This window comes from Mumia zhuanghuii, from assembly GCF_042681565.1.
Taxonomy (GTDB): Bacteria; Actinomycetota; Actinomycetes; order Propionibacteriales; family Nocardioidaceae; genus Mumia.
Map to the genome: position 1 here is coordinate 1,122,472 of NZ_JBHUFT010000008.1, position 24,411 is coordinate 1,146,882.

The window sequence follows — 24,411 nt, forward strand, 5'->3', positions numbered from 1 at the left end:
TGGTAGAGGGCGGAGGTGTCATGTCCGAGAGCCCCGACGCGGTGATGGAGCGGCTCCACGACGCCCATGCGGAGGCGCTGTGGCGGTTCTGCCTGCGTCTGACCGGGTACGACCGGGCACGGTCGGAGGATGTCGTCCAGGAGACCCTGCTCCGCGCCTGGCGTGCAGCGCCGACGCTCGAGCGCTCTCAGGGCTCGGTGCGCGCGTGGCTGTTCACCGTGGCGCGCAACATCGTCATCGACGACTGGAGGGCGAGGAAAGTGCGAGGTGAGGTCGTCGTCGCGGACGTGCCCGACGCCGGCGAGTCGGATCGTACGGACCAGCTCTTGACCTCCTGGATGGTCGCCGATGCGCTGACACAGCTGTCGGACGAGCACCGCGCCGTCCTTGTGGAGTGCTACTTCCGGGGCGCGTCGGTCGCCGATGCCGCCACGCGCCTCGGGGTGCCGACCGGGACCGTGAAGTCGCGCACGCACTACGCTCTGCGGGCCTTGCGCCTCGCGCTCGAAGAGAGAGGGGTGACGGCATGACGTGTCCCTACGAGCATCTCGACGGTGCGTACGTCCTGGGATCGCTGTCCACCGCGGACCGGCTCGAGTTTGAGAACCACCTCGCGGGGTGCGAGGCGTGCCAGCAGGCGGTCCAGGAGCTCGCCGGACTTCCCGGGCTGCTGTCGAAGGTGCCCGTCGACGTCTGGGACCCGCCCGAGACGGACGAGCCCTTGCCCGAGAGCCTGCGGCCGACCGTCCTGGCGCTCGCCGCACGGCAGCGGCAGCGGCGTCGGTGGGTGAGCGTCGGCATCGCCGCAGCCGCTGCGGTCGCGGTGGTGGCCGGCGGCTTCGCGGCCGGGGCGCAGTGGGGGAGCCGCGACGAGCCCGCTGCGCAGAACCCCCCGACGAGCCAGCCCACCACCGAGCCGACGAGCCAGCCCACCACCGAGCCGACGGGCACGCCGATGGTGCCGGCCGAGGAGGAGACCTCGATGACGGCGCAGCTCGCGCTGAGCACCGTCGCGTGGGGGACGAAGCTGGCGCTCACCTGCAGCTATCCGACGGCAGGACCGTACGAGGGCGAGTACGGCGGTGCGGCGACGTACGCACTGGTCGTCCTCACCCGCGACGGACAGGAAGAGCATGTGGCGACGTGGCGGGGGCTGCCGGGCAAGACGATGCACCTGACGGCAGCCACCGCGACGCCGCGTGCCGACATCGCGTCAGTGGAGGTGCGCGACGCCGACGGATCCGCCGTGCTGCGTACCCCCGCGTGAGAGGTAGCCCTCGCGTGAGGCGGCGGCGACGGCGAGGATCACGGCGAGCACCTCGCTGATCGCGGCCACCCATGCATACCAGCTCCAGCCGGTCTCGACGCCGAACAGGCCGACCGTCGCAGAGATCAGGAACGCCACGAGCGTCGCGAGGCCGAAGCCGGCGGTGAGGAACAGCGGGATCCAGTGCTTCCAGGTCACGAGCAGGACGGCGATCACGACACCGGCGACGACGTTGACGACGAACAGGCCGCCGACCGTCCCTTGGTCCTTGACGCCGTCCAGCCACAACCACAGGTGGACGACTGCGGAGACGAGCACGGTGAGTGCTGCGACGATGCGAATGTTCATGACGGGTTCCTTCCCTCGAGGCTGAATGTTCTGAGGAACGTGTTGCGGAAGCGGTCCATCGGCCAGACGGGCGCGTCCGGAGCGGGGAGAAGCCCGGGCCGCCAGTCCCACCCCGTGATCGCGCGGAGGACCTGGGGGTCCTGCGCGATCACGGAGACCGGGACGTCGCGCCCGGGGTCGCGGCCGCTCACGGAGCGGTGCGGCTGGTGGTCCCCGAGAGCGATGACCACCAGATTCGGGTCGCGGTAGTGGTCCAGGTAGGAGACGAGCGCCTGCCAGCTGTAGACGATCGAGCGGCCGTAGAGCTCTCGGACCCGGTCGGGATCACGGAAGGCCTGGCGGGGTGACAGGCCCTGGGACGGCATGTCGTCGAAGACCGAGCCGTTGCCGACCTCGTGCCAGCCGACCATGTAGGGGAGCGGGGTCCACGGGTGGTGGCTGGAGACGAGATCGATCTCCGCCATCACCGGTCGGCGATCCTTGCCTGCCAGCTCGAGGCGGTGCAGCGCGGCGAGCACGTACTGGTCGGGCATCGTCGCATAGCTGAACGCGGGGCCGCGATAGCCCACGTCCGCTGCGCCGTACAGCCGGTCGACGCCGTAGAAGCGCGCGCCCTGCGGCCACGGCCGCGTCGTGGCAGGTGCGTCGAGCACCGTGCGCCATCCGGCGCGGCCGAACGCCGCGCTGAGCGTGAGGCGCCGCGTGCTCAACAGCTGGTCGTAGCGCTGCTGGCTGTCGACCCAGAGCCCGGACTGCATCGTGGCGTGGGCCAGCCAGCTCCCTCCGCCGAAGGTCGGCGAGGTGAGGTACGCGCTGCGCGTCGCATACCCGGCCGCCGTGAGGCGCTGTGTCCCCCGGACCAGCGCCGAGGACACCGCCGGCGAGAAGCGGGAGCCCTCGACGGCGACGCGGCCGTAGCTCTCGACGAAGACGAGGAGCACATCCTTGCCGCGCAGGGCGGTCAGCAGCCGGTCGGGTGGGACGTTCGCGTACGGATCGTGGCGGATCGCCGCACCGAACGCCTTGCGGTCAGCGAGGTCCGCGCGCAGGCGCGTGACCTGGTCGTATGCGGCCGTGGTCGTCGAGGCGGTCGCGACACCGGCGCCGCCGGGGATCCGCGCACCCGTCACGGTCGCGCCCACCCAGAGCAGCGCCATGAGCGCAGCGACACCGAGCGCCAGCGCTCGCCGTCCGCGGGCCACGCGGGCCAGGCGCAGCAGGCTCCACGGCAGCGTCACCGCGAGCGCGACGACGGCCAGCACGAGTGCGGCGACGGCGCCCACCGCCGCGGCTCTGCCGATCGAGTCCACGAGCACGCCGAAGCCGGGCCCGAGGTAGTAGCCGTCGTTGAGCAGGTCGAACGGGCGGTCGAAGACGCCCCAGAACACCCCTTCGAGGACCTTGAGCAGGACCACGACAGCGATCACGAGCCCAGCGCCGACCGCGGCTGCTCGGGCGGCGCGGGGCGGGACCAGCACCGCCAACCCCAGGAGCACCGCCCCCTCCAGCGGGACGCGCAGCAGGCTCGCGGCAGACAGATCGGTCGCGCGGTCGGGAAGGACGAGCGCGGCCCAGACGACGAGGGCTGCCGCCGCCGTCGCTGCCGGTGCGACGACTGCCGGCGCGGGACGGGCCGTACGACCGCGGGCGCGGTGCCGCCACAGCCAGCGCACCTGCCACCCGAACGACTCGGAGAGAAGAGCGAGCGCCGCGACCAGCACGCCGAGCGCGACCGTACGGGGCAGCACTCCCGCGACGACGACGGTGAGGGCGACGCCTTGGACAGACGCCACGACCTTCGCCCACGGGCGTACGGGGGTCGGCTCACGCAGCCAGGGGAGGACGGCCGTCGCGGCCAGCAGGAGGTAGCGCGCCGCCCCGATCACCAGGACCCAGGCAACGGACCAGCCGAGGGACCGGACGACGGCCACGCTCAGCACGAGGACGAGCAGCGCATCGACCTCCATGTCGAACCGGGCGCCGAGGGTGCTCACGGTGCCGGTACGGCGCGCGACGCGGCCGTCGACGAGATCGAGCACGAGGGCGAGTGCCGCGAGGCTGACGAGAACGACGAGGGCGCGACCCCGCAGATCCGTACCGACGGCGAGCGCGGCCACCGCCACGGTGAGGGCCGAGCGGGAGAGCGTGACCGCGTTCGCGGACCCGAACCGCCGCGTCCGCGTCCGTACGAGAGCGCGGCCCAGCAGGACGGCGACCCCGACCGCCAGGACGCCGCCGCCGACCCAGCCCACCTCGCTGAGCCCGACCCGCAGGTCGAGCAGCACGACCATCAGCAGCGATGCGGTCAGGCCGACCCACGGCCAACGTTGAACCTCCGGCACGGCTCCTCCGTGTTCCTCGGTACATGACCAGAAACGGTCGCGGTGACGGATCGGTTCAATCGGGCGGTGTCCAGCAGGGCAAGGGAGGTTCCCTCCGGTGACGAAGCAGGCGCAGGCGTTCTGGGTGCGCAAGCCCGGTGTCGGAGAGCTGCGCGACGCCCGCCTGCGCGAGCCTGGAGCCGACGAGGTCCTCGTGCGTACGCTGCGCTCGGGCATCAGCCGGGGCACCGAGGCCTTGGTGTTCGGGGGACGGGTCCCGCCCGATCAGTACGCGACCATGCGCGCCCCCTTCCAGGAGGGCGAGCTCCCCGGCCCCGTGAAGTACGGCTACCTGAACGTCGGCGTCGTCGAGCGCGGGCCCAGCGAGCTGCAAGACCGGACGGTCTTCTGCCTGTACCCGCACCAGACCGCGTATGTCGCGCCCGCTGCGGCCGTCGCCGTCGTCCCCGAGGGCGTGCCGCCGCAGCGGGCCGTCCTCGCCGGGACGGTGGAGACGGCGGTGAACGCCCTCTGGGACGCGCGCCCGCTCATGGGGGACCGGATCGCTGTCGTGGGCGCCGGGATGGTCGGGTGCTGCGTCGCTCGACTCCTCGCCCGCATCCCGGGCGTCGAGGTCACGCTCGTCGACACCGTTGCGGACCGGGCGTCGACGGCCTCGGCGCTGGGAGCAGGGTTCGCGGCACCGGACGCGGCGGGCGGCGGGTACGACCTCGTCCTCCATGCGAGTGCCACCGCCGCTGGACTCCAGTGCGCTCTCGACCTCCTTGCGACGGACGGCACCGTCGTCGACCTCAGCTGGTACGGCGACACACCCGTCGAGCTGCGTCTCGGCGGCGCTTTCCACTCCCGACGGCTGAGCATCCGCTCCAGCCAGGTCGGAACGGTCTCACCCGCGCGCGCCCACCGGCGCTCGACGCGGGATCGTCTCCGCCTTGCCCTCGAGCTGCTGCACGACGACGCGTTCGACGTGCTGCTGACGGGCCGCTCGCGGTTCGAGGACTTGCCGGTGACGATGGCGCGCCTGGTCTCCGGGGCAGGCGCGCCGTTGTGCCACGTCATCGAGTACGCCGGCGTCGATCGCGCGAGCGTCGACCACATCGGCGGCGCGTGATGTTCGCCGTGACGGTCAGTGACCACGTCATGGTCGCCCACAGCCTGCGCGGGGTGGTGTTCGGTCCCGCCCAGCGGCTGCACGGCGCGACCTATGTCGTCGAGGCGACCTTTCGTGCCGCGACGCTCGACGACGACGGGGTGGTCGTGGACCTCGGTCGTGCCGCCGAGGTGCTGCACGCGGCGCTCGCGGCGCTGAATTACCGCAACCTGGACGACGAGCCGGAGCTCGCCGGGACCAACACGACCACGGAGGTCCTGGCCCGGCTGCTCGCCGACCGGCTGGCGCTGCAGGTCGCGGACGGTGCGCTCGGCCGCCCCGGGGCGGACCTCGACGGGCTCGTCGTGACCCTGCGCGAGTCGCCGACCGCGTGGGCCACGTACGAGCGAGGGCTGGACGTGCCATGACCGTCGTCCACCTCGTCGTCCCCGACGGTATCGACGACCCGCACCGACCGAGCGGGGGGAACGTGTACGACCGTCGGCTGGCGGGCGCGCTCGAGGCCGGCGGGTGGTCGCTGCGCGAGCATCCGGTGCGAGCACCGCTCGGCGAGGTCCTCGCGTCGATCCCGGACGGGAGTCTCGTGCTCACCGACGGGCTCGTCACGCGGGGGGCCGGTGCCGTCGTCGGCGCGAACGCCAGCCGTCTGCACGTGGTGGTGCTGCTGCACGAGCCGATCGGGCCGGACGGCGACGAGCGCGCGGTGCTCGCGTCCGCTGCCGCCGTGGTGACGACGAGCCAGTGGACGGCCGACCGGATCACCAACGTGTACGGACTCGCTCCCCAGCACCTCCACGTGGCGTGGCCGGGGGTCGACGAGTCGCTTGCGCATCGGGGGACGGAGGACGGGGGCCGCCTCCTGTGCGTCGGTGCGGTCTCGGCGGCCAAGGGCCAGCACGATCTCGTCGATGCGCTCGGGTCGTTGACGGACCTGGCGTGGGGGTGCCGCATGGTCGGCTCGCGGGATGTGGAGCCTCCGTACAGCCGAGCGGTCATGCGCCGCAGCGGCGAGCTCGGGCTCGGCGGGCGTGTGACCTGGACCGGACCGCTCAGAGGTGACCGGCTCGCCGCCGAGTACGCCTCCGCCGATCTGCTCGTCCTGCCCTCGCGCGCCGAGTCGTACGGGATGGTGGTCACCGAGGCGCTCGCCCGCGCGGTGCCGGTGGTCGCGGCTTCGGTCGGTGGCGTCGAGGAGGCACTCGGATGCACGGCGGACGGAGCGGCGCCGGGCCTGGTCGTCGACGCGGCCAACCCGGTGGCGCTCGCCCACGCACTCCGGAGCTGGCTGACCGACGTCGGCCTGCGCACGTGGCTGCGGCGGCACGCGCGGGCACGGCGGGACACGCTCTCGACGTGGGACGCGACCGCGGAGACCGTCTCCACCGTCCTCGAGGGCGTTCAGCGCCGAGGGGCGGTGCCGTCGTGAGGCGGGCGGCGCTCATCCTCAAGCCCCTCGTCCCGGCGGCGGTCCTCGTCGTGGTCGTCGCCCACGTCGGTACGGTCCCTTTCCTCGACGGCTTCCGCGCCACGACGCAGTCGTCGGCGGCGCTTGCCGGGGTGTTCGCCGCGCTCGTCCTCACGGCGCTGAGCACGGTCTGCGCCGCGCGGCGCTGGCAGGTCGTGTCGCGTGAGCTCGGGGCCTCGATCCGTCTCAAGGACGCCGTGGTCGCGTACTACCGCTCCCAGATCCTCAACGTGACCCTTCCGCTCGGGGTCGCGGGCGACGTCCATCGAGGGCTCGTCCACGGCCGCGACACCGACGACACCGCTCGTGGCCTTCGTACCGTCGCGTGGGAGCGGTTCGCGGGGCAGGCCGTGTGCGTCGTGGTCGCGGCCGGCGTGCTCGTGGCGGTGCCGTCCCCGCTGCGGTCGGCACTCGGGGCCGTTCTCGCCGTCGGCGCGGCCGCGGTCTGTGCGGTGCTCGTGGTCGTCGCTGCACTGCCTGGCTCCTGGCGCGGCGTGCTCGCCGGCGACGTACGCCGGGTGTTGCACCGTCCGTCGCCCACCGTGCAGCTCGTCGGGCTGTCGGTCCTCGCCTTCTGCGGGCACGTGGCCGTCTTCCTCGTCGCCGTCCGGATCGCCGCGCCGCAGGTCGCCGCGACGGACGCGCTGCCGGCCGCCCTTCTCGTCCTGCTCGCCGCGTCCGTCCCGATGAGTCTCGCGGGTTGGGGTCCCCGCGAGGGCGTCGCCGCCTGGGCGTTCGCGGCGGGCGGGCTCGGCGCGAGCCAAGGGGTCGAGGTCTCCGTCGTATACGGGCTGCTGGCGCTCGTCGCGACGGCTCCCGGGATCGCCGTCCTCCTCAGCGATGCACGCGGGCGGATCCGCCCGGGCCCTTCTCCGATGACGGGAGCGGTGCGATGAACGAGGTCCCGTACACGATCCTGTCGTGCGCAATCACGCTCGACGGCTACCTCGACGACGCAGGGGAGCACCCGCTGCACCTGTCCGGACCGGCGGACGTGGACCGTGTCGACGGCATCCGCGCCGAGAGCGACGCGATCCTCGTCGGCGCGGCCACCGTACGCAACGACGACCCGCGCCTGCTCGTCCGCGCGCGGGAGAGGATCGACGGTCGCCGTCGACGGGGAGCCACCGACTCACCGAAGAAGGTCACCGTGAGCGGGCATGTCAAGCTCGATCCGGCCAGCGCGTTCTTCACCACCGGCGACGTCGAGAAGCTCGTCTACTGCCCGAGCCTGCGGGTCGACGAGGGACGCCAGGCGTTCGGCGACCTCGCCACCGTCGTCGATGGCGGCGAACCGGTCACGATGCGCCACGTCGCGGAGGACCTGTACGAGCGGGGGGTGCGGCGGCTGATGGTCGAGGGCGGCGCGACCGTCCACACGCAGTTCCTCACCGAGGGGATCGCCGATGAGCTCCAGCTGGTCGTCGCCCCCTTCTTCCTCGGTGACCCACGGGCACGACGCTGGGTCGACGAAGGGGACTACCCCTGGGGCAACGAGCATCGTGCACGCCTGGTGGAGACGAGGACGCTCGACGACGTCGTGCTCGTCCGCTACGCCTTGTCCGAGCGGGGTGAGGCGGCGTGAGCGGCAGGCCCCCGCCCGCGGGCGTCCGCGCACGCGTCCCGGTCCCGCTGGCGCTCCCGGAGGGCACGACCGTACGCGGCCGCCTGGTGACCTTCGAAGGCCTCGTCGACGGACGCGAGCACCTCGCCGTCGAGCTGGGTGACCCCGACCGCGAGCCACCTCTCGTACGCCTGCACAGCGAGTGCCTGACCGGCGACGTGCTCGGGAGCGAACGGTGCGACTGCGGCGCGCAGCTCGCGGAGGCGCTCGCGCAGATCTCCGCTGCCGGGGGAGTGCTGCTCTACCTGCGGCAGGAAGGCAGGGGGATCGGGCTCTACGCGAAGCTCGACGCGTACCTCCTGCAGGACGCCGGCCTCGACACGTACGACGCGAACGTCGCGCTGGGCTTCGGCGCGGACGAACGCGACTACACGGTCGCCGCGCAGATGCTCGGTGCGCTCGGTCGTACGTCCGTGCGCCTGCTGACCAACAACCCGGACAAGGCGGACCAGCTCGTACGGCTCGGGATCGACGTGGTCGCGTGCGTCCCGACCGGGGTGCACCGGCGAGACGCGAACGTGCGCTACCTCGAGGCGAAGGCCCGCCGCGCCGCGCACACGATCGAGGTGGCCCGCTGACGCGGGTGGGCGTGCAATCCCCGCCCGTACGGGCGGCTGCGTCGCTACGGTTCGCGGCATGCGACGCGTCGTGGTTCTCGCCAGCTCGGTAGCCGTCCTGCTCGGCGGCATCTCGGCCCCGGCCGAGGCCGCTGCGGTCCTGCCGACCGGGTTCACCCTCGTCTCCGGCAGCGTGGGTGCCTCGTACGACTCCACGACGCTGACGCTGACCCAGACGTCCGCGACCGCGATCGTGCACGTCCAAGCCGGCGACGTCGGCGCCGGGAACACCCTGCGCATCACGCAGCCGTCGGCCGACAGCCGGCTGCTCCTCAGGGTCGTGGGCAACGCCGTCTCCGCCGTCGCCGGTGCGATCGAGGCCGACGGGCAGCTCGTGCTGGTCAACCCTTCGGGGATCGTTCTCGCGAGGGGGGCGTCCGTTCGGGCTGGCGGCGTCGTCCTGAGCAGCATGGACGCGCCGAATGTGCAGTTCCTCGCGGGCGCGCCGACGTTCGCCACGGGCACAGCGACGGGGCCGGTCACGAACCAGGGCCAGGTCGAGAGCCGCGGCATCGCAGCGATGCTCGGATCCTCGACCGTGACGAACGATGGACAGGTCGTCGCGCCCGACGGCACCATCGGGTTGGTGTCGTCGAGCAGCGTCGGTGTGACCCTGACGGCGCGCGGGGCCGACGCGATCACCCCTGCGCCGTCGGCAGGAGCCCTGCCGGAGGGCACGGCGCGCAACACGGGCGTCCTCGACGCGCGCCGCGGCGTCGTTCGCCTGCACAGCGATCGTGCCTCCGCAGCGACCGCGTCAGCCGGTGTCGTCCTCGCCGCCGACAGCGCGCTCACCGTTCACAGCCTCCGCGTCGACGGCGTCGAGCTCGGTGCGCTTCGCGTGTCGTGCGCGCTCGGCGGAACGCTGCGGGCCGGCGTGACGATGAACGGGATCCCGCGGGGGCCAGGTGCCGTGACGTCGATCGGAGGTGTCTCCCACACCTACCGCACGGCGACGGGCGCATTCGACGCCCAGAAGGTCCTGTCCGTCTCGCCGCTGCTGCCGCCGGGCGCCTCGTACGGACCCGGGTCGACGTCCTGCTCGGCAGGCGTGCTGAACGCGCCGATCCTGCGGGTTGCGGGGACGCCGGCGGTCGGCCGACGGCTGTCGGTCACGGGACGCTGGGGGCCGGTCCCGGTTCGGCTCGCCTACCAGTGGTTGCGCGACGGTGCGGTGCTTCCTGGCGTGACCGGCGCGACGTACGTGCCCCGCGCATCGGACCGGGGTCATCGCCTCAGCGTGCGCGTCACTGGCAGCCGCGCGGGCTACGAGACGGCCACGCGGACGAGCAACGCTGTGAGGATCGCCGCCGGAATGCTGACGGCACCGCGTCCCCAGGTCGCCGGCAAGGGCAAGGTCGGGCGGCGACTCACCGCGAAGGCAGGCCATTGGGGACCGGGCACGGTGACGCTGCGTTACCGCTGGTTCCGTGATGGTGATCCGATCAGGCGCGCCACGAAGCGTCACTACCGCGTGAAGAAGGCGGACGCGGGCCACCGCCTCACCGTCCGCGTGACCGGCGCGAAGACCGGGTACGGCACCGCCGTACGGAAGAGCCGAGCCGTCCGGATCACGCGGTAGGCGTCAACAATCCCCGCTGTGGGGAGCGCTACGGCGTCGCACGCGTGCGTTGTGCCAGCGCACCCGGGTGCGCAGGTCTCAGCGCCTTCCGCGCGCGCCCTTCGTGGCACCGGAGCCCGGGACGGTCGTGGGGAACGTGCAGGCGTGGGGTCGTGCCTGGAGCGCGACGGAGACCCGTTGAAGGCCAGTTCGGCTCGAGGAAGGCCAGCGCTGCAACGGCTTCGCGATGCGTTACCGCCGCCTGTTCGTGGCGGCGTACGCCTCGGGCCAGAGCATCTTGCTCCAGGTCGGGGGTCACGCACGGGCCACGAGGCGGGTGGGCTGCCTACACAGTCGGGGTCGGCTCGGCGGCGGTCTCGCCGCAGGCGGCGCAGAGCGTCCGGTACCAGTGGTCGCTGGCACTGCGCCGTCCTGGCGCTCCACAGCTCTCGCAGGTCCTCGAGGAGCGCTTCTCCGCCGAGGCGATCAGCGCGCGGAACTCGTCATCGACGGCGCGGTGGTCCTCGCAAGGCTCGGCGTAGTAGCGCAGCGACCCGTACTTCTGCTTGACCTGTCGCAACTCGTACTCCGGGCACACGGCGGCGAGATCGGCGTTGAGCGCGGCGAGCAGCGGGAACCAGCCGCGGTCGCAGTCGATCCACTGCCCCCATCCGTCCGGGAAGCGCTGGAGCAGGGCACTGAGGGCGTCTTCGGGGAGGTGGCCGCCGTCATCCATGCGCTCGATTGTGCGCCACTGCCGCCGGAAACAGAAAGAGCCCCTCGAAGGGGCTCTGTCCTGCGTACTGCTGAGTGGGCGATACTGGGTTTGAACCAGTGACCTCTTCCGTGTCAGGGAAGCGCGCTACCGCTGCGCCAATCGCCCGTGAGCCCGAGGGACTCGTCAGGAGCGTGAGCCCCATCGAGGTGGAGACGGGATTTGAACCCGTGTAAACGGATTTGCAGTCCGTTGCCTCGCCTCTCGGCCACTCCACCGGACATCTAGGATGTCTGAGAAGGGGCCCTGGGACCCACTCCGAGCGGACGACGGGATTCGAACCCGCGACCCTCACCTTGGCAAGGTGATGCTCTACCACTGAGCCACGTCCGCGCTTTCCGGGCTTCCCCGGTGCGAGAGAAACATTAGCGGATGGGGTGAGGGCGTCCAAACGGGGGGTACCCCTCGGCGCGTTAACGTGGTCACATGCGCGCGTGGATCAACGGAAGAACACTGGAATCACCGGACCAGCCAGCCCTCGGAGTCCTCGATCACGGGCTCGTCGTCGGCGACGGAGTCTTCGAGACCGTGAAGGTGGTCGACGGTCAGCCGTTCGCCCTCACGCGACATCTCGAACGACTCGCACGCTCGGCGGCCGGTCTCGGGATCGGCGAGCCTGACCTCGACCTCGTACGGGCGGGGGTGGAGGCGACCGTCGAAGGGCAGGAGCTGCCGTTCGGCCGCATCCGCATCACGATCACGTCCGGGCCGGGCCCGCTCGGCTCGCCGCGCGGGAACCAGGGGCAAACTCTCGTCGTCGTCACCGAGCCTGCAGCCCGCCCCGAGTCCACGACCGCGATCGCGACCGTGCCGTGGGTACGCAACGAGCGCGGGGCACTCAGCGGCCTTAAGACGACCTCGTACGCGGAGAACGCGCTCATGGTCGAGTACGCCCTCCGACAGGGCGCGTCGGAGGCGGTGATGGCCAACACAGCCGGTCTGCTGTGTGAGGGCACGGGCTCCTGCATCTTCTACGTGCTCGACGGACAGCTCGTGACCCCGACGCTGGAGTCGGGCTGCCTCGCGGGAGTCACTCGGGCACTTGTCCTCGAGTGGTGCCGCGACGAGATCGACGTGGTGGAGCGCGACGAGCCGATCGAGGCGCTGCAGCGGGCGGAGGAGATCTTCCTCGCCGGGACGACACGCGACGTCCAGGGCATCCACCGCGTCGACGACCGGGCTCTGGTCGCCCCCGGCCCGGTCACGACGCTGGCTGCGTCGATCTTTGCGCAGCGCTCGAAGGAGCAGGTCGACCCGTGACGCGGGCGCCGAGCGAGCCGAGCGAAGGGTCGCCAAGGGTGTCGGTGTAGGCCGCCGAACCACCAGACCGAGTCGAACAGGTCCAGCCGGTTGCCGAGCGTGTCGGTGAGCCAGGGGAGGGTGACGAGCCACCACCACAGCAGCGGGATGATGACAGCCCCGAGCGGGTAGGCCACCGCGCGGAAGCCCATCGCCGTGCCCCGAAGGTTGCCCAGATCGGGGTAGGTGACGGCGACGACGAGGAGGACGAGGAGGAGGAGCTTGGCGGCGACGTCGAGCGTCGCCACGAGCGGGCGCGGCGACCTCGACCCGGTTTACGGAGTGGTCGTGCGCGTACGCTATTCTCTGTGAAGTCCCGGCTGAGACGGGACGGCACAGCGGGCGATTGGCGCAGTGGTAGCGCGCTTCGTTCACACCGAAGAGGTCACTGGTTCGAACCCAGTATCGCCCACCGCATTCGAAACCGCCTCTGACCTGCGGAAACGCCGGTCGGAGGCGATTTTCATTTCCGGCCTCGTGGTCTATACGTGGTCTTGAGACCCGCTTCACCAGCCGACCGTGGGGATCCGTCGGAGCGATGCTTCGAGGTCGTCCAGGCGGATCATAATGTGACGAGATCCACACTGGTAGGCGGGGATGCTGCCGTCGCTGATTCGTCGACGGATGGTCTTCGTCGAGACCGACATGACCTCGGCGGCTTCGGTGATGCTCAGGTAGGTCGGCAGGTTCTTCGCGTGCTGCATGGTTTTCTCCTTTTCGTGGCCGCCGCTGGGCAGTGCTGGATGGCCCGTGGGTTGCGCTGTCATGTGCTGGGAGGTGTGCCGGGCAATCCGAATGCCCGTACTCGTGCCCCGCTTGGTGCTTCCAAGCGGCAGGCTGACGGTGCGGCGCGCAACAGCCGAAGTCTGTCGGCGCTCTTCGATAGCGTTGTCCCTGTGATTCAGGGAATTGAGGCTGCGGTGCGAGCGGTGCTCGGCTTCGAGCGGCAGGGATAGGCGGCTGCGGTGGAAGTGCGCCTCCTCTCGGGCTCGGGTGCCGCCTTCGCGTTGATTGCGGTTCCCGACCTGTCAAGGGCAGTCGACGATGGAGTCCGCCTCATGGATGTCGAGCTTCTGTCACCTGATCGGCTTGTCCGGTATCTCAACCGGCCCGTGCCGCGTCGGTTCTTCGAGCAGCTTGCTGAGGCGTGGATGAGTTGCGCGCAGGACGCTCACCCGGAGCAGTCAGTGGCGACGGTCGAGGATGTGGAGGCGGGCCTCGCGTTCGCGGTCACCGCCTCGACGCCGTTCACTGTTGCAATCGAAGTGATCATCGTCCCCGACCTTGAGGACGACGTGGTAGAGCACGACGGTCTTGACATCGAGGTCGCTCGCGCGTCCCTGATCGGTGCGGCGCATACGCTCCACGATTGGTTGGCATGAGTTACCTCGGTACGTTGCTGGACGTCGAAGAGGGGCGCGGCTCACGGGCATCACGCTTCAGCCGTTCGCGTACGAGATCACTGACGTCGATGGGTTCGCCGTCGTGCACATCGTGAGGCTTCGCGGCGCGCATGACGCTGACGCGACCGCGAGCGCGGTCGCAGCATTCCTCCCGACCGCTATTGCCTCCCTCCATGGCGTCGAGCCGGACGGCGGGAGCTGGATTGCGGAGTTCCAGTACGCGCCGGCGGGTTTCGGTGTCCAGCCCGCGGAGGAGACAGCAGCGGCTGCCATCGTCCGTGCCCTCGCACTCACGGGTGTCAGTGCCGATGATGTGTCGATGGTTCCGTTCACGGCGGGCGAGCTTCGCGAGCCATACGAGTCGGCCGGATCCTCCGACGTGTCCGACTGGAGTGTGCCCGACCTCATGATCGGCCTCATCGTCGACCTGACCAACGCCAACCTTTCCGAGGTTGTCGAGTCGGCCACGGATCGCGCACTGTCGGGCGATGCGCTGGCCGAGCACAGGCAGCAGACCCTGCGCGCCGTGCTCCATGGCTGGGCGGCGACGTACGAGGGACCAGAAGATGGTTGAGAGTCGGAAGGCGCGGTTCTCGTGGGACTGCGTCGATGAGCGACTGATCCGCAAGTTGCTCCGAGCCGCCTATGACGCCCATCATCAGGCCGAAGACGCTGGCGCGGTCGCGTCCCTATCGCCCGAGCAGCTCCGGCGGAGCGCCGGGCACGTGCTAGGTCGGCCGCCGAAGCTTGGTCTGCGACGCAAACTCACTGACACCCTTCGCGACGGCTGGCTTCCGAAGGCAAGTGCTGAGGAGCTGGCGCGACTCACCGGCATGGTCAACCGCTTCGATTCGCTGACGACACGGGAGCAGCGCATCGAGTTTCTGCGCACGCGCAACCGCACCGACGCGTTCGTCGCAAACCTCTGGTCGGCCTTCATCGCCGCCCAAAAAGAATCGGTCGTAGCCGTAGGACCCCAGGGGGGCGCGCCGACGCACGCGCGCGTGTCCGCGGTTGAGTTGGTTGGCGAGGGGGCCACGGGGCGCCACACTGCGTACGCTCACCAGACTGAAGCCTGGGAGAATCTCGATCGGCTTCGCGGCGCTGGTGGACAGCGCTCGGGGCTGATCGTGATCCCCACCGGTGGCGGCAAGACGTGCATGCCGGGCACCTGCCACGGGCGCTGGTTGCGATCGGGTGGGTGGAGGAAGTAGGCGTGCATGCCGCCAGAGGGGGTTCGAACCAGGCAGGCCCAGTGGCGGACGAACCCGGCCTGATGGGCGCGTTCGAACGCTGCGTACCCGGTGCCGTTCGAGTGGACGTCGACGTCGACTACGTCGATGCCACCGGCCGCTCCCGTGGGGACGCCGATGTTGGCGTCGGGGGAGCGGCGCCACCAGTCACGGATAGTCGCCGAGTCGGTGTTAGCTTCCTGGAAGCCGTGGCCTGTCGCCGGGCGTTTGGCGCCGTGGACGCACGGGAAGACCGGGACTCCCACACTCCCGAGGAGCCCTGCTGCCGTTGCGAGATCCGGCGCGTTCGCGACGTCGTGTAGCAGCCGTGAGTTCCATCGGGCCGCCGCAGCTCGGATTGACTGCCTGTCCATGCGTTTGACTGTCCGCCCGCAGCGCACCACTCCGCGCCCGTCCCACCTCCGCGGTGCGCCCGTTCCGCCTCCGTGATGCTGGACGGGCGGGCTGTACACCAATGTCGAGCAGAGTCTGTAGCCAGCGCGTGTTCCTCGCGATTACGGCACTCGCGTGCGGAAGCCTCTACGGTCTTTCACCATCCAGCGCAGAGCAGGTTGCTGTGCCGGTACCCAGCTCGGCGGGATGAGCCACCTCGACTTGATGGTAGGGCTCGGCGATGGCCGCGCGGCCGAAGAGGGCTCGAGCTCTGCTGCTCGAGCCCTCCCGCTCAGATCGATCTCACCGCCAACCGATCGTCACGCGGCACCTTCCATCTGAGGACGTCGTCACGCCGGGGGCAGCCGGACCCAACCAGCCCCTTTGACGCTACCGTCCTGCGATGGCTGAACCTCGGGTGAGTTGGCCACCGCGAAATCGAGCCATTGCCACTCCTCGCCGTCCCAGACAACCTCATACGTGTAGCGACTGAAACTCACCTCGTCGGTCGCATACTCTGGCGCATCGGCAGTCGTTGCGGCTACCAACTCAAGCGTGACGGATGGGGATTCACGATTCCCTGTCGCGCTCGCCCGGACAAACCCGCCTCCAGCGGGATCGTAGAACCGCTTCGTCCCAAGGTCCTGTTGCGCCCAGCGATCAGACGCGAGGAACCTCCAGAGTTCTTCCGACATATCTGGATCGCTGAGTTCACGCAACTCCTCGTCGACAACCACCTCATGCCGGGTGTCGTGCCAGTACGAAGCGAGGGCAAGGACGTACTCCGCGCCCTCGATCGGCGATGGTCCCGTAGCCCGGAGCTCGAAAAGGTCCTCGCGGTCGACGTCCTCAGGAATCGGTGCCGACTCTAGAGGGAGCCATGCGCTCGATTCGTCCAAGGGCTGGAAGCTTGGCACGAAGTCGACCGGTGGCGCTGCCCACGACGGCGCCGACGAGCTCGCGTTCGTCTCGCTGGCCCCGGCTGGTTCACGAGGAGACCCAGCGTCGCAGCCGGCGAGAATCAGGCTGGCCAGCAAGGCGACTCCGGCCGCTGCCACTTGTACCGTGCGCATCATCCACCCGCCGAGAGTTGAGAGATCAGGTTGTTGAACTCGATAGCGTACGCCGTCTGACCTGACCTATTTGGATGGAAGCTCTCTACGAGATAAGCGGCAACCTGGGCATGAATCCACTCATGGATACCTCCGACGCAGGCGTTGTGCCCAGCGAACCGGGTTACTAGGCCGTTGCCGATTGCGAAGACACCGCCACCCGCGTCGTTTGCGGCGTATGAGATGACGTTGTTGAGCCTCCTTGCGAGCCGCTGCACCATCTCGCGCTCTGGACGAGTGATCGGGATGCACGCTGCTGCCAACGAAGTTCCTGCGGGCTCAAGCAGGCCGGGATACCCACCTACGTAGATGTCCGCATATGGGGCGTCGGCCACAATCTGTCGATAGACCGCAGCCAATGTGGGGCGCATAGCGTCGATCTTCGTGTTCATCGCGCTCTCGCGACTCGTGCAATCACTGGTGATGCATCGTTTCAGCTCGTCGGAGAATCCCACGTCATTGCCGCCAACGGTCATCGTGACCACGGCAGGCCTACCTGGATGCTTGGCGAACTTCTGACGGAGGTACGTCCGCTGGTTCGCAATGCCCGCGACTACCGCGCCGGTGCACGCCCAGTTCTCACGATTCGTGACGGAGTACTGCAGAATCTTGTACGGCCAAGCCTCGCCGCTTCGGTAGCAACTGCCGTCAAAGTAGACATGGTCTTCTTCAGCACCAACCCCTGCCGAGTAGGAGTCACCTAGCCCGACGTGCACCTGCTCACCAGGTGTGCCGAGGGTCCGCTCCTTGTTACTCACCTTCCAAGCGCTATTCAAGAAGCCACGGACACCCCGCACACGCATCTCGTGCCAGCGCCCCGGATAGAGCGGCTCCCACGTCCACGTGCGGGTGTCAGAGACTGGATACGGAAGATTGGACCATGCCTCGGCGCCCGTGGTTCCGCCCATACGCGATGAAAGCAGGTAGCCAGTCGAGTTTGCGGACGCAGACCAGTCCGCCGTGATTCGCATCCCGCCATAAATGGACTCACCTGTCGACCGAGCCGCCAAACTCGCGATCGCCCCCGGTTGCGGCCCTCCAACCGTGACAGTCGATGCGGGGCCAGGGAGCCCGGTGTTCCACCCCTTGGCGGGCGCGTTGCGGAACTGGTATGTCCCTCCGGCGGCCAAGAGTTCGGCTGTCCAGCCACTGCCGCCAACAGCATACGGTAGGGGGTTCCACGGCTCGTCCGTGTCGACATTTCGGACGTGGATGTACATGCCCGTAGCACCGGTCGATGTTCTGTTCCACGACAGTGTCGCCTGTTCGCTGCCCGGCGTAAGCCCGGTCAGAGCGGGCGCTGCGACGTTCCAAGCCTTTGCCCCTGAAATGTCGGGGGTGGACGTTCCGATGCCGATCGACGCGAGGGCCTGGGACATGCGTTGGGCGATCAGAGCTTCCCCGGTCGGGTTGGGGTGAGTGCCGTCCCAAGTGTGGTCTCTGGCGTCCCACCCGGTGCGGGTGGATGCGACGACGACGCGCTCGGATGCGGTGTTGAGTTGCGTAGCCAACGTCCGGAGTCGGGAGGCGTAGTCGGCGCCTTCGGACTCGAGGGAGTAGACGCCGGTCCACGGGTCGTACTTGTTGACGACCTCGCCGACCACCACGTCGATTCCGGGCATGGCGGCACGGGCTGTCTGGATGTAGGTGCGGACATTGTCGATCGTCGCCGCTGGACTCGTCGCGTAGGACAGGTCGTTGCTGCCAAGCATGACCACGAGCGTGTTAGCCCCACTGGAGGTCACCTGGTTCTGGATGTTAGCGAGCCCTGCCAGTAGGTGCTGCCCCACTTGGCTGCGTGCTTCTCGCCGGCGAAGTTGACGGCGTAGTGCTGGGATCCGAAACCGTCGTTGACGTTGTCGTAGAGGTCGGACCTTGTGCCGACGAATTCGACCTGCCCGGCTTCCGTGGACTGGAGTTTGTCCCAGAGGCGATAGCGCCACGTGTAGTCGCCTGAGGAGCCTTGCGTGATCGAGTCGCCGGTAATGAGGACCCTGTCGGTGGCCGCCGCCGACGCAGGCGAGTTGCTGACGAGCAGGAGGACCGATGCCGCTGCAAGGGCGAGGAGTGCGGACAGGACCGCACCACGGTATTGGCGCATAATGGTGCGCCTCACTGGCCCTGCTCGGCGAACAGCTTCCAGCCGAGTCCGTCGAACACCTTGCCCTGATCTGAGGCGGTCAGCTCTTCAGCTTCGGTGTCGACCTCCTTGGGCTGTTCGACCTCCTTGGGCATGATGCTCACCAAGTGCCAGGCGCCGTCGCGCCAAGCGACCACTCCGCCGGCGATGATCCAGCGGGTCTTGCCGGCGTTCCGCAGCGGCGCGGCGACCTCGAGCATCACCTGATCGGGGCGATCCGCGTCGCCGGAGTGCGCGAGAATGCGGTAGCCGCCAGCCCCGAGGTCGAAGTACATGTCATCAGCGCGTTGCATGTTGGCGAGCATCTGAGCCTCACCCGGGTTGAGCAGGTCCTCTCCGATCGCCGAGACGGCCAGCTCGGGCTCCTTCTTCACCGCGGGTGAGGAGGTAAGCCAGCCAGCGAACGCGGTGAATGCTTCCACCGCGCCGTCACGAGTCTGCCGAGTATCTGGCACCACTTCCCGCGCCAGTTCGGTGGCGGTGACGTCCGCTGCAGCGGTGCCCTGACCAACTACTTCGGTCGGCGCCGGATTTGGAGTTGCCGCCGATACTGCACCGGCGGCAGATGTCTGCTCTGCCCGTGCCGTACTTGCCGCTCCCGCGCCTCCGAGCACGCCGGCCCCTAGCGCCAGCGCCGCCGCAGCAGCTGTGAGATGCCTTTTGCGAAGCTTCATGTTGATTCCCCGATCTCGGACGGCTGAGTTGCCGTGAGATGAGGGTGGGTCACATCACATCGCGGAAACCGGGCGTATCTACCTATTGACAAAAGGCCTTGCTACTCAACTTGAATCCTCCAAGGGAGCTATTGCCTTCTCCCGGAGTCTGTGAGCCGCAGAGTCCGGCAGTCGCCGGACCACCACGCCCCGCGCGGTGAAGACAGGGCGGGCGCCGGCTTCGCCGGGAGAAGCAGTCTGATCGAGGAGCGGTGGGGCCCCGGAATGACGCGCCGGCCCGCCCGCCGCTCATCGGCCGGACCGTGACGACTCCGCCGGCGATGTAGCTACGCCGTAGGCGATGATTGATGTAGCCGACGAGGGCCCAGGAGAATCGCGATCTCTTGCCGAGCGGCGGCCCTGTGATCAGGTGGGATCGACTCCCTTGAGGCTCGTTGCGATTTGGTCACCCAGTTCTCTCACAGACGGCGCCGAATCTTACTTCCGGTGCGGCGTCGTCCGGCCATCCGGGGCGTCGCCGTCGAGCGCCGCCGACGTCCGTTCTGGGAGGGTGACGGGTGGTAGGTGGTCGTCGGTGCGGTTGACGACGCCGTCGGCGAGCATCTTCTCCGCTGCCTCCTCATGGCCTTCGGCGGCGGTGACCTTGACGAGGTCGAGTCGGCAGATTTCGTCGTACGGTGCCGCCGTGCATGCGGTCTCAGCGGCTTCGCGGGCGGCTGGCAGGTCGTTTTTCTCAAGTGCATCGACCACGAGGATGTGGGCGGTGTCGACGATGGCGCATCCGATGGTTTCGTGGAGGCGCTCGTCGTCGAGCAGCCAGCTCCACCCGCGTTCGCGGAGCAGGCTGAACGGCTGGCCAGCGACGAGCGTGGTGGCTGTCTTCAGGTCCGCGATGCCTTCTGCGCCGCGTGCCTCTCCTCGGGCTCGGAGTCGGCGGAACAGGTCGGCGTCGACGAGCACGTCTTCGACTTGGTATGCCTTCACGCCCGTCTCGCGGAATGTCGCCGACTCGTTGGCGGCCGGAAGGTGCGGCGTGCCTGTACGCGGATTGGTGCCGAGCCAGGTGCGCAGGATGCCGAGGTCCGTCCGCGCGCGGGAGGCGGCGGTCGAGAACGCGTCGGAGACCGCGCCCCCGGTGACGCCGCCCGGGTGGAGCGCGAGATAGGCGAGCATCTCGACGAAGTACGGCCTGCGCTTGGCAATCGCCGGGACGGTCTCGCCGAACACATAGGCCTTCACCGGACCGAGGACGGTGAGGCGGGGTCGAACGCTGTCGGGGTCGAACCACTCGGCGACATCCTCGTCGAGTGCCGGATCTGCGTCTTCGACCTTCCGTCGGACGGATGCTGGCACCACCGGGGCAAGGGTCTCGACATCCGCAGCCGTCGTTGCGGCAACCTCGACGTACTCCTCCGTCGAGCGGGGGAGTAGAGACTCGTTTCCGGCGGGGTCCGTCCCGCGGGGGTCGGTCACTTCCGCGCGGAGCAGGCCAGCGTGGTCGGCGAGCGCTTTCCAGCTGCCGGCCGCCTCGTCGAAGGGTGGAATCCGCTCGGGTTCGCTTTCACGTGTCAGGTCGACGATGGCCGCGCACGCCGCTGCCTCGTCTGCCATGAGGCCAGCCGCCTGGAGGTTCCGTCGGAGCGAAGGGGCGTGAAGGTGGCCGTCGTGGTCGATTTCGATGAGGGTTGAGCCGGGGACGGGCGCACCGAGCGAGATCACGGCCGCACCCAGGCGGGGCACGGGTGAGGCGAGCAGGTCGGCGAGCTCCGCCGTTCCCGGCCCGGCGGTGACGACCGCCCGGTACGGGTCGGGGTCGTCGCCGCCAGCCTCTCGCGCCGCGGTCAGGTCCCGGGCGATCGACGCGACGACTCCATCATCGTTGACGTGGTGGTGCAGTCGGAGTGGGTCGAGCGGGGCCAGTTCCTCGCCGAGGCCGATCACGGTGACGTCGACGAGCACCGCCCACGGGTTGAGCGCAAGCTCGGCGGCGATGTGGCGGCCGAGCGCGGTCGTCGCGTTCGAGTCGCCGGCCAGGTTGGTAACCCGCAGGTGTTCGAGGTTCACGAGGTGGAGGGCGCCCGAGCCGTCTTGGCCGACCGAGACCAACATCGGGTACGGCGGGAGGACATCGGGTCGGTCAGGCACGTCTGTGCCGAGGAGCGTCGACCACTCCGCGCCTTCACCCGTCCACGGTGCGGGCAGGTCGGCGTCCGTGGCGAGGTGAAGGGTTGCGATGTCTCGCGCAAGCGTGACGGTGACGGCTGGTGGGAGTGTGCGGCTCTCGTCTTCGCAGGCGCCGGCCAGATGGCGGAGTGCGCGATCGAGGTGCTTGATGGCGTCTGTGAGTGGAGCGCCGGAGGCGAAGGCGGTCTTCTCGACGTTGCGGAGCTCTGGTGGGGGAGCGGCGACCCTCTGCCCGGGTCGCCGGTACCGGAGCTGGGTGTTGCGATGGGCACGCACCGCGAGCAGCACGACCGCGGCCAGGACCGCCCCTGAACCGGTGAGTCCGGGGAGCAGCCAGCCGGGGGTGGAAGCTTCGGCCTCACTGTTGCCGTCGGCGTGGTCGGCGGCGGGCGCCGGCTCAGGCGGAGCCGTCTTCGCGGGCGTTGGCGTGAGCGCGGGCTCAGGCCGAGGAGTGACAGGTGGTGGTGCCGCGGGGGCGGGCGGCCCGACGTCGACTGGCTTGTCTGGCACGTCGGCGACGCGGTTCGCCGGTCCGGGAATCGTGATTTCCCACCCTGGTCGGATCAGGTTTGGATCGGTGAGTCTGGAGCCGTCGGATTGGACGGTGCCGCGTGACGCTTCGGCCAGCTCGCCGTATCGGGCGGGGTCTCCGAGCTCCGCCTCGGCAATTCCGGAGAGGGTGTCGCCGGGCTTCACCGCGTACCCACCGGGCGGAGAGTCGCCTGCCGGCTCGTCTGCCTCGTGAGGCACTTTGAGCACGGTTCCCGCCAGGATGAAGTCGGGTCGCCCGTTGAGTACGGCGTGGTTGAGTTCGACGATCTCGGGGAACCGTGCGCCGTCGCCGAGTAGCTGGTCGGCGATCCTCCAGAGGCTGTCGCCGCGCTTGACCGTGTAGTCGACGGTCGATCGCTCCTTGGGCGAAGTCCCGGCCGCAGCAGGGACGGGCGCAGCTACGGAAGGGACGGCCGCAGTCTCGACTGCCGCTGGGACGGGCGCTGCTCGCAGCGGCGCGGCAGCCGCGTGAGCGGGCGGCGCCGGGAACCCCGCCGCGACCGTTGGCGCGGCGACGAACAGCAACGCTGCGACGGCGACGAGCTCCCCGGCTGCACGTTGCGGCGCGCCGAGACCTGGCAGCGTCGGCGCGGGAAGACCTCGCACCTGCGCGAGGACCTCGACGACCACGGAGACGGCGACGACGAGCCACGCGATCCAAGCGACCGCCGCGATGACGACCACGGCGAGCGTGCCGTCGTCAGGGGACGAAAGCAGCGTGCGGAGGTCGCCGAGGTCAGCCCGCCATGGCGTCGCACCGAGGGCGACGAGGACGACGGGGATCCCGGCGACGAGCAGCAGGATCGCGAGCGTCGCACCGAGTCCGAGGAGTCGCTGCCGGATCGTGGGCTGGGTCATTCTTCGTTTCCTCCGATGTTGCGAATCAGGCGGGCTGAGGCTTCGCCGGTGACCGTCATGTCACCGAGGCCGATGAGGCTGAGGAACTTGGGACTGTAGGTGTCGATCACGCTCACGGTGATGGTGTCTCCGCCGGTGACGGTGACCGTCCCGGCGACGTCGGCGGCGGCCAGGTAGTCCTCGGCTGCGCGGTGCGCTGCTGCGGTGTCGACGGCGAGGTAGCGCCCCTCGATCGCCGGTGCTTGTACTCGCTCGCCGCCTGTGCGCGCCGCCTGTGCTGCGATGTCGTGAGCGCGCTGCTGGGCGTGGACTTGTCCACCGAGGTCGACGGCGAGCCCCACACACGTCGTCGTCACGATGCTCGCGGTGATCAGCCAGAGGCTGATGGATCCGCGTTCGTCGGTACGGCGCCTCATCTGCGCTCCCTCCAGGTGTCGATCGGGCTGCTGATCGTCGCCTCGATGAGACGGCTGCCGGGCACGCCGGGTACGGAGAGGTCGGAGAGTGCGAGGACGCAGCCGACGGTGGCCGCGACGGCACCGGGCTCCCCGGCGGGCTTGGAGAAGTCGGACACGTCGACGTTCACGTTCACCCGTAGGCAGCGGATGTCCTGGTCGGCCAGGCTCGCCTGCGCGGCAGCGCTTGCATCGTTCGTCGCCGCGCTCGAGGTGCGCGCGATGGAGGCGGAGCGGGCGGCGTCGGCGGCAGCTGACTCGACGGCCGAGTGCGTCGTCGCCATGCGTCCACCGGCGATGATCAGCCCGATGAAGAGCACGAACGCAGGCACACCGATCGCGGCCTCGATGGCTGCCGAGCCGTGATCATCCCTCCACCGCTTCCAGGCCGTCATGGCGCTGTGAGTCTCTCCACCGGCCGCGACGCGGACTGGACCACCCTGGGGCGCCAGCCGGGGATCACGCTCAGGCTCCGTCCTTGTACGGTGACCGTCACATTGGTCGTGGCGCGCCGCGCGGTCGTGCGAGTTCGGGTGATGACGTCGCTGCCGCCGGCCTTGGCGAGGAATCCGTTCGCTGCCCGCACGCCGTCGCTCGCCGTACCTTCCTCGCCGCCAGCCGCGCGTGCGCCCTCCTGCGCGGCGGCGATCGCGACGCTCTTGGCGTGGTGGATCAGCGCGGCCTGGACTCCGAGGAACATCACCGCGAAGAGCGCGGGCAGCACGATGAGCAGCTCGATGGATACCGAGCCGCGCTCGTCGCGCCGTGCGCTAGCTGAGCTTGCCGGCCTGGCTTTCGACATACGCCTTTACCGCCGCGACCACGATGCCGACGATGGCGATGACGGCCACCGCCCACAGCACGTGCTCGGTTGTAACTGAGCCGCGTTCCTCCCGGTCGTGCAGCCGGGCGTCGCCGCTGGGGCCGAGGGCCAGCAGAAGTGCCACTATTCGGTTCATTCGCGTTCCTTCCTTCGAGGAGTCCTGGAGTCGTTGACGG

At 69.6% G+C, this 24,411-nt stretch carries 26 protein-coding genes, 4 tRNA genes and 1 pseudogene; 14 read left to right on the top strand and 17 right to left on the bottom strand.

Going from position 1 to position 24,411, the window contains the following annotated elements:
• Positions 1-20 precede the first annotated feature (20 nt).
• Both ACFSDF_RS13755 and ACFSDF_RS13760 read left to right on the top strand, forming a co-directional pair.
• Complete coding sequence (locus ACFSDF_RS13755) at positions 21-530, top strand: sigma-70 family RNA polymerase sigma factor (RefSeq protein ID WP_167008781.1); 510 nt, start codon at positions 21-23, stop codon at positions 528-530.
• Positions 527-1,267 (top strand): anti-sigma factor family protein, encoded by a 741-nt coding sequence (locus tag ACFSDF_RS13760; RefSeq protein ID WP_167008784.1) that lies wholly within the window; start codon positions 527-529, stop codon positions 1,265-1,267. The genes ACFSDF_RS13755 and ACFSDF_RS13760 overlap by 4 nt, the downstream gene beginning before the upstream one ends.
• On the opposite strand, the gene ACFSDF_RS13765 is transcribed toward ACFSDF_RS13760, so the two are convergent.
• A complete protein-coding gene (locus ACFSDF_RS13765) occupies positions 1,214-1,615 on the bottom strand; it encodes a hypothetical protein (RefSeq protein WP_167008787.1) in 402 nt (133 codons plus the stop codon). The genes ACFSDF_RS13760 and ACFSDF_RS13765 overlap by 54 nt on opposite strands.
• Entirely contained in the window at positions 1,612-3,957 is a 2,346-nt protein-coding gene (locus ACFSDF_RS13770; RefSeq protein ID WP_377157892.1) for a CDP-alcohol phosphatidyltransferase family protein, read from the bottom strand. The genes ACFSDF_RS13765 and ACFSDF_RS13770 overlap by 4 nt, the downstream gene beginning before the upstream one ends.
• A gap of 97 nt (positions 3,958-4,054) precedes the next feature.
• Here ACFSDF_RS13770 and ACFSDF_RS13775 point away from each other — a divergent pair, with 97 nt between their 5' ends.
• From ACFSDF_RS13775 to ACFSDF_RS13805, 7 genes are read left to right on the top strand one after another with little or no spacing between them, the layout of a single operon-like run.
• Positions 4,055-5,068 carry a zinc-dependent alcohol dehydrogenase gene (locus ACFSDF_RS13775; RefSeq protein ID WP_167008790.1) on the top strand — a complete coding sequence of 338 codons (1,014 nt, stop codon included), beginning with the start codon at positions 4,055-4,057 and terminating at the stop codon, positions 5,066-5,068.
• Positions 5,068-5,475, top strand: a complete 408-nt coding sequence (locus tag ACFSDF_RS13780; protein WP_167008793.1) for a 6-pyruvoyl trahydropterin synthase family protein — start codon at positions 5,068-5,070, stop codon at positions 5,473-5,475. Before ACFSDF_RS13775 ends, ACFSDF_RS13780 begins: the two co-directional genes overlap by 1 nt.
• Positions 5,472-6,494, top strand: a complete 1,023-nt coding sequence (locus tag ACFSDF_RS13785; protein ID WP_167008796.1) for a glycosyltransferase family 4 protein — start codon at positions 5,472-5,474, stop codon at positions 6,492-6,494. The genes ACFSDF_RS13780 and ACFSDF_RS13785 overlap by 4 nt, the downstream gene beginning before the upstream one ends.
• Positions 6,491-7,429, top strand: coding sequence for a lysylphosphatidylglycerol synthase domain-containing protein (locus tag ACFSDF_RS13790; RefSeq protein ID WP_243843130.1), 939 nt, complete (start codon positions 6,491-6,493; stop codon positions 7,427-7,429). Before ACFSDF_RS13785 ends, ACFSDF_RS13790 begins: the two co-directional genes overlap by 4 nt.
• Positions 7,426-8,118 (top strand): RibD family protein, encoded by a 693-nt coding sequence (locus tag ACFSDF_RS13795; protein WP_167008799.1) that lies wholly within the window; start codon positions 7,426-7,428, stop codon positions 8,116-8,118. Before ACFSDF_RS13790 ends, ACFSDF_RS13795 begins: the two co-directional genes overlap by 4 nt.
• Entirely contained in the window at positions 8,115-8,735 is a 621-nt protein-coding gene (locus ACFSDF_RS13800) for a GTP cyclohydrolase II (RefSeq protein ID WP_377157895.1), read from the top strand. Before ACFSDF_RS13795 ends, ACFSDF_RS13800 begins: the two co-directional genes overlap by 4 nt.
• A 58-nt stretch (positions 8,736-8,793) precedes the next feature.
• On the top strand, positions 8,794-10,356 hold the full coding sequence (locus ACFSDF_RS13805; RefSeq protein ID WP_167251827.1) for a two-partner secretion domain-containing protein: 1,563 nt from the start codon (positions 8,794-8,796) through the stop codon (positions 10,354-10,356).
• Between the two features lie 325 nt (positions 10,357-10,681).
• Here ACFSDF_RS13805 and ACFSDF_RS13810 read toward each other — a convergent pair whose 3' ends face one another.
• From ACFSDF_RS13810 to ACFSDF_RS13825, 4 genes are all read right to left on the bottom strand, one after another.
• The gene (locus ACFSDF_RS13810; RefSeq protein WP_377157897.1) at positions 10,682-11,071 is read right to left on the bottom strand and encodes a hypothetical protein; all 390 of its coding nucleotides are present in this window, start codon (positions 11,069-11,071) and stop codon (positions 10,682-10,684) included.
• 75 nt (positions 11,072-11,146) lie between these two features.
• Positions 11,147-11,218, bottom strand: a tRNA-Val gene (locus ACFSDF_RS13815).
• A 39-nt stretch (positions 11,219-11,257) separates the two neighbouring features.
• Positions 11,258-11,328 (bottom strand) — tRNA-Cys (locus tag ACFSDF_RS13820).
• Between the two features lie 43 nt (positions 11,329-11,371).
• Positions 11,372-11,443, bottom strand: a tRNA-Gly gene (locus ACFSDF_RS13825).
• A 93-nt stretch (positions 11,444-11,536) separates the two neighbouring features.
• Here ACFSDF_RS13825 and ACFSDF_RS13830 point away from each other — a divergent pair.
• Positions 11,537-12,370, top strand: coding sequence for an aminotransferase class IV (locus tag ACFSDF_RS13830; RefSeq protein ID WP_377157899.1), 834 nt, complete (start codon positions 11,537-11,539; stop codon positions 12,368-12,370).
• Positions 12,371-12,749: 379 nt separating this feature from the next.
• Positions 12,750-12,821 (top strand) — tRNA-Val (locus ACFSDF_RS13835).
• Between the two features lie 94 nt (positions 12,822-12,915).
• Here ACFSDF_RS13835 and ACFSDF_RS13840 read toward each other — a convergent pair.
• A complete protein-coding gene (locus tag ACFSDF_RS13840) occupies positions 12,916-13,113 on the bottom strand; it encodes a helix-turn-helix domain-containing protein (protein ID WP_377157901.1) in 198 nt (65 codons plus the stop codon).
• A gap of 261 nt (positions 13,114-13,374) precedes the next feature.
• Between ACFSDF_RS13840 and ACFSDF_RS13845 the strand changes: the two genes are divergently transcribed.
• The 3 genes from ACFSDF_RS13845 to ACFSDF_RS13855 all read left to right on the top strand — a co-directional run bounded on the left by ACFSDF_RS13845 (position 13,375) and on the right by ACFSDF_RS13855 (position 15,026).
• On the top strand, positions 13,375-13,791 hold the full coding sequence (locus tag ACFSDF_RS13845; protein ID WP_167008814.1) for a hypothetical protein: 417 nt from the start codon (positions 13,375-13,377) through the stop codon (positions 13,789-13,791).
• 112 nt (positions 13,792-13,903) lie between these two features.
• Positions 13,904-14,386 carry a hypothetical protein gene (locus ACFSDF_RS13850; protein WP_377157903.1) on the top strand — a complete coding sequence of 161 codons (483 nt, stop codon included), beginning with the start codon at positions 13,904-13,906 and terminating at the stop codon, positions 14,384-14,386.
• The gene (locus ACFSDF_RS13855) at positions 14,379-15,026 is read left to right on the top strand and encodes a DEAD/DEAH box helicase (protein WP_243843131.1); all 648 of its coding nucleotides are present in this window, start codon (positions 14,379-14,381) and stop codon (positions 15,024-15,026) included. The genes ACFSDF_RS13850 and ACFSDF_RS13855 overlap by 8 nt, the downstream gene beginning before the upstream one ends.
• 26 nt (positions 15,027-15,052) lie before the next feature.
• Here ACFSDF_RS13855 and ACFSDF_RS13860 read toward each other — a convergent pair.
• From ACFSDF_RS13860 to ACFSDF_RS13905, 10 genes and pseudogenes are all read right to left on the bottom strand, one after another.
• Positions 15,053-15,418: pseudogene (locus ACFSDF_RS13860) on the bottom strand (bifunctional DNA primase/polymerase); the annotation flags it as partial.
• Between the two features lie 369 nt (positions 15,419-15,787).
• Entirely contained in the window at positions 15,788-16,354 is a 567-nt protein-coding gene (locus tag ACFSDF_RS13865) for a hypothetical protein (protein ID WP_377157905.1), read from the bottom strand.
• A 155-nt stretch (positions 16,355-16,509) separates the two neighbouring features.
• A complete protein-coding gene (locus ACFSDF_RS13870; protein WP_377157907.1) occupies positions 16,510-18,339 on the bottom strand; it encodes a GDSL-type esterase/lipase family protein in 1,830 nt (609 codons plus the stop codon).
• Positions 18,291-18,665 (bottom strand): hypothetical protein, encoded by a 375-nt coding sequence (locus ACFSDF_RS13875; protein ID WP_377157909.1) that lies wholly within the window; start codon positions 18,663-18,665, stop codon positions 18,291-18,293. The genes ACFSDF_RS13870 and ACFSDF_RS13875 overlap by 49 nt, the downstream gene beginning before the upstream one ends.
• On the bottom strand, positions 18,662-19,363 hold the full coding sequence (locus ACFSDF_RS13880) for a hypothetical protein (RefSeq protein WP_167008829.1): 702 nt from the start codon (positions 19,361-19,363) through the stop codon (positions 18,662-18,664). Before ACFSDF_RS13880 ends, ACFSDF_RS13875 begins: the two co-directional genes overlap by 4 nt.
• Before the next feature lie 477 nt (positions 19,364-19,840).
• Entirely contained in the window at positions 19,841-22,957 is a 3,117-nt protein-coding gene (locus tag ACFSDF_RS13885; protein ID WP_377157911.1) for a LysM peptidoglycan-binding domain-containing protein, read from the bottom strand.
• Positions 22,954-23,373, bottom strand: coding sequence for a pilus assembly protein TadG-related protein (locus ACFSDF_RS13890; protein ID WP_167008836.1), 420 nt, complete (start codon positions 23,371-23,373; stop codon positions 22,954-22,956). Before ACFSDF_RS13890 ends, ACFSDF_RS13885 begins: the two co-directional genes overlap by 4 nt.
• A complete protein-coding gene (locus ACFSDF_RS13895) occupies positions 23,370-23,807 on the bottom strand; it encodes a TadE/TadG family type IV pilus assembly protein (RefSeq protein ID WP_167008840.1) in 438 nt (145 codons plus the stop codon). The genes ACFSDF_RS13890 and ACFSDF_RS13895 overlap by 4 nt, the downstream gene beginning before the upstream one ends.
• Positions 23,804-24,214: a TadE/TadG family type IV pilus assembly protein gene (locus ACFSDF_RS13900; RefSeq protein ID WP_377157914.1), complete on the bottom strand. Its 411-nt coding sequence runs from the start codon at positions 24,212-24,214 to the stop codon at positions 23,804-23,806. Before ACFSDF_RS13900 ends, ACFSDF_RS13895 begins: the two co-directional genes overlap by 4 nt.
• Positions 24,183-24,359: a hypothetical protein gene (locus tag ACFSDF_RS13905; RefSeq protein ID WP_167007272.1), complete on the bottom strand. Its 177-nt coding sequence runs from the start codon at positions 24,357-24,359 to the stop codon at positions 24,183-24,185. The genes ACFSDF_RS13900 and ACFSDF_RS13905 overlap by 32 nt, the downstream gene beginning before the upstream one ends.
• Positions 24,360-24,411: the final 52 nt, after the last annotated feature.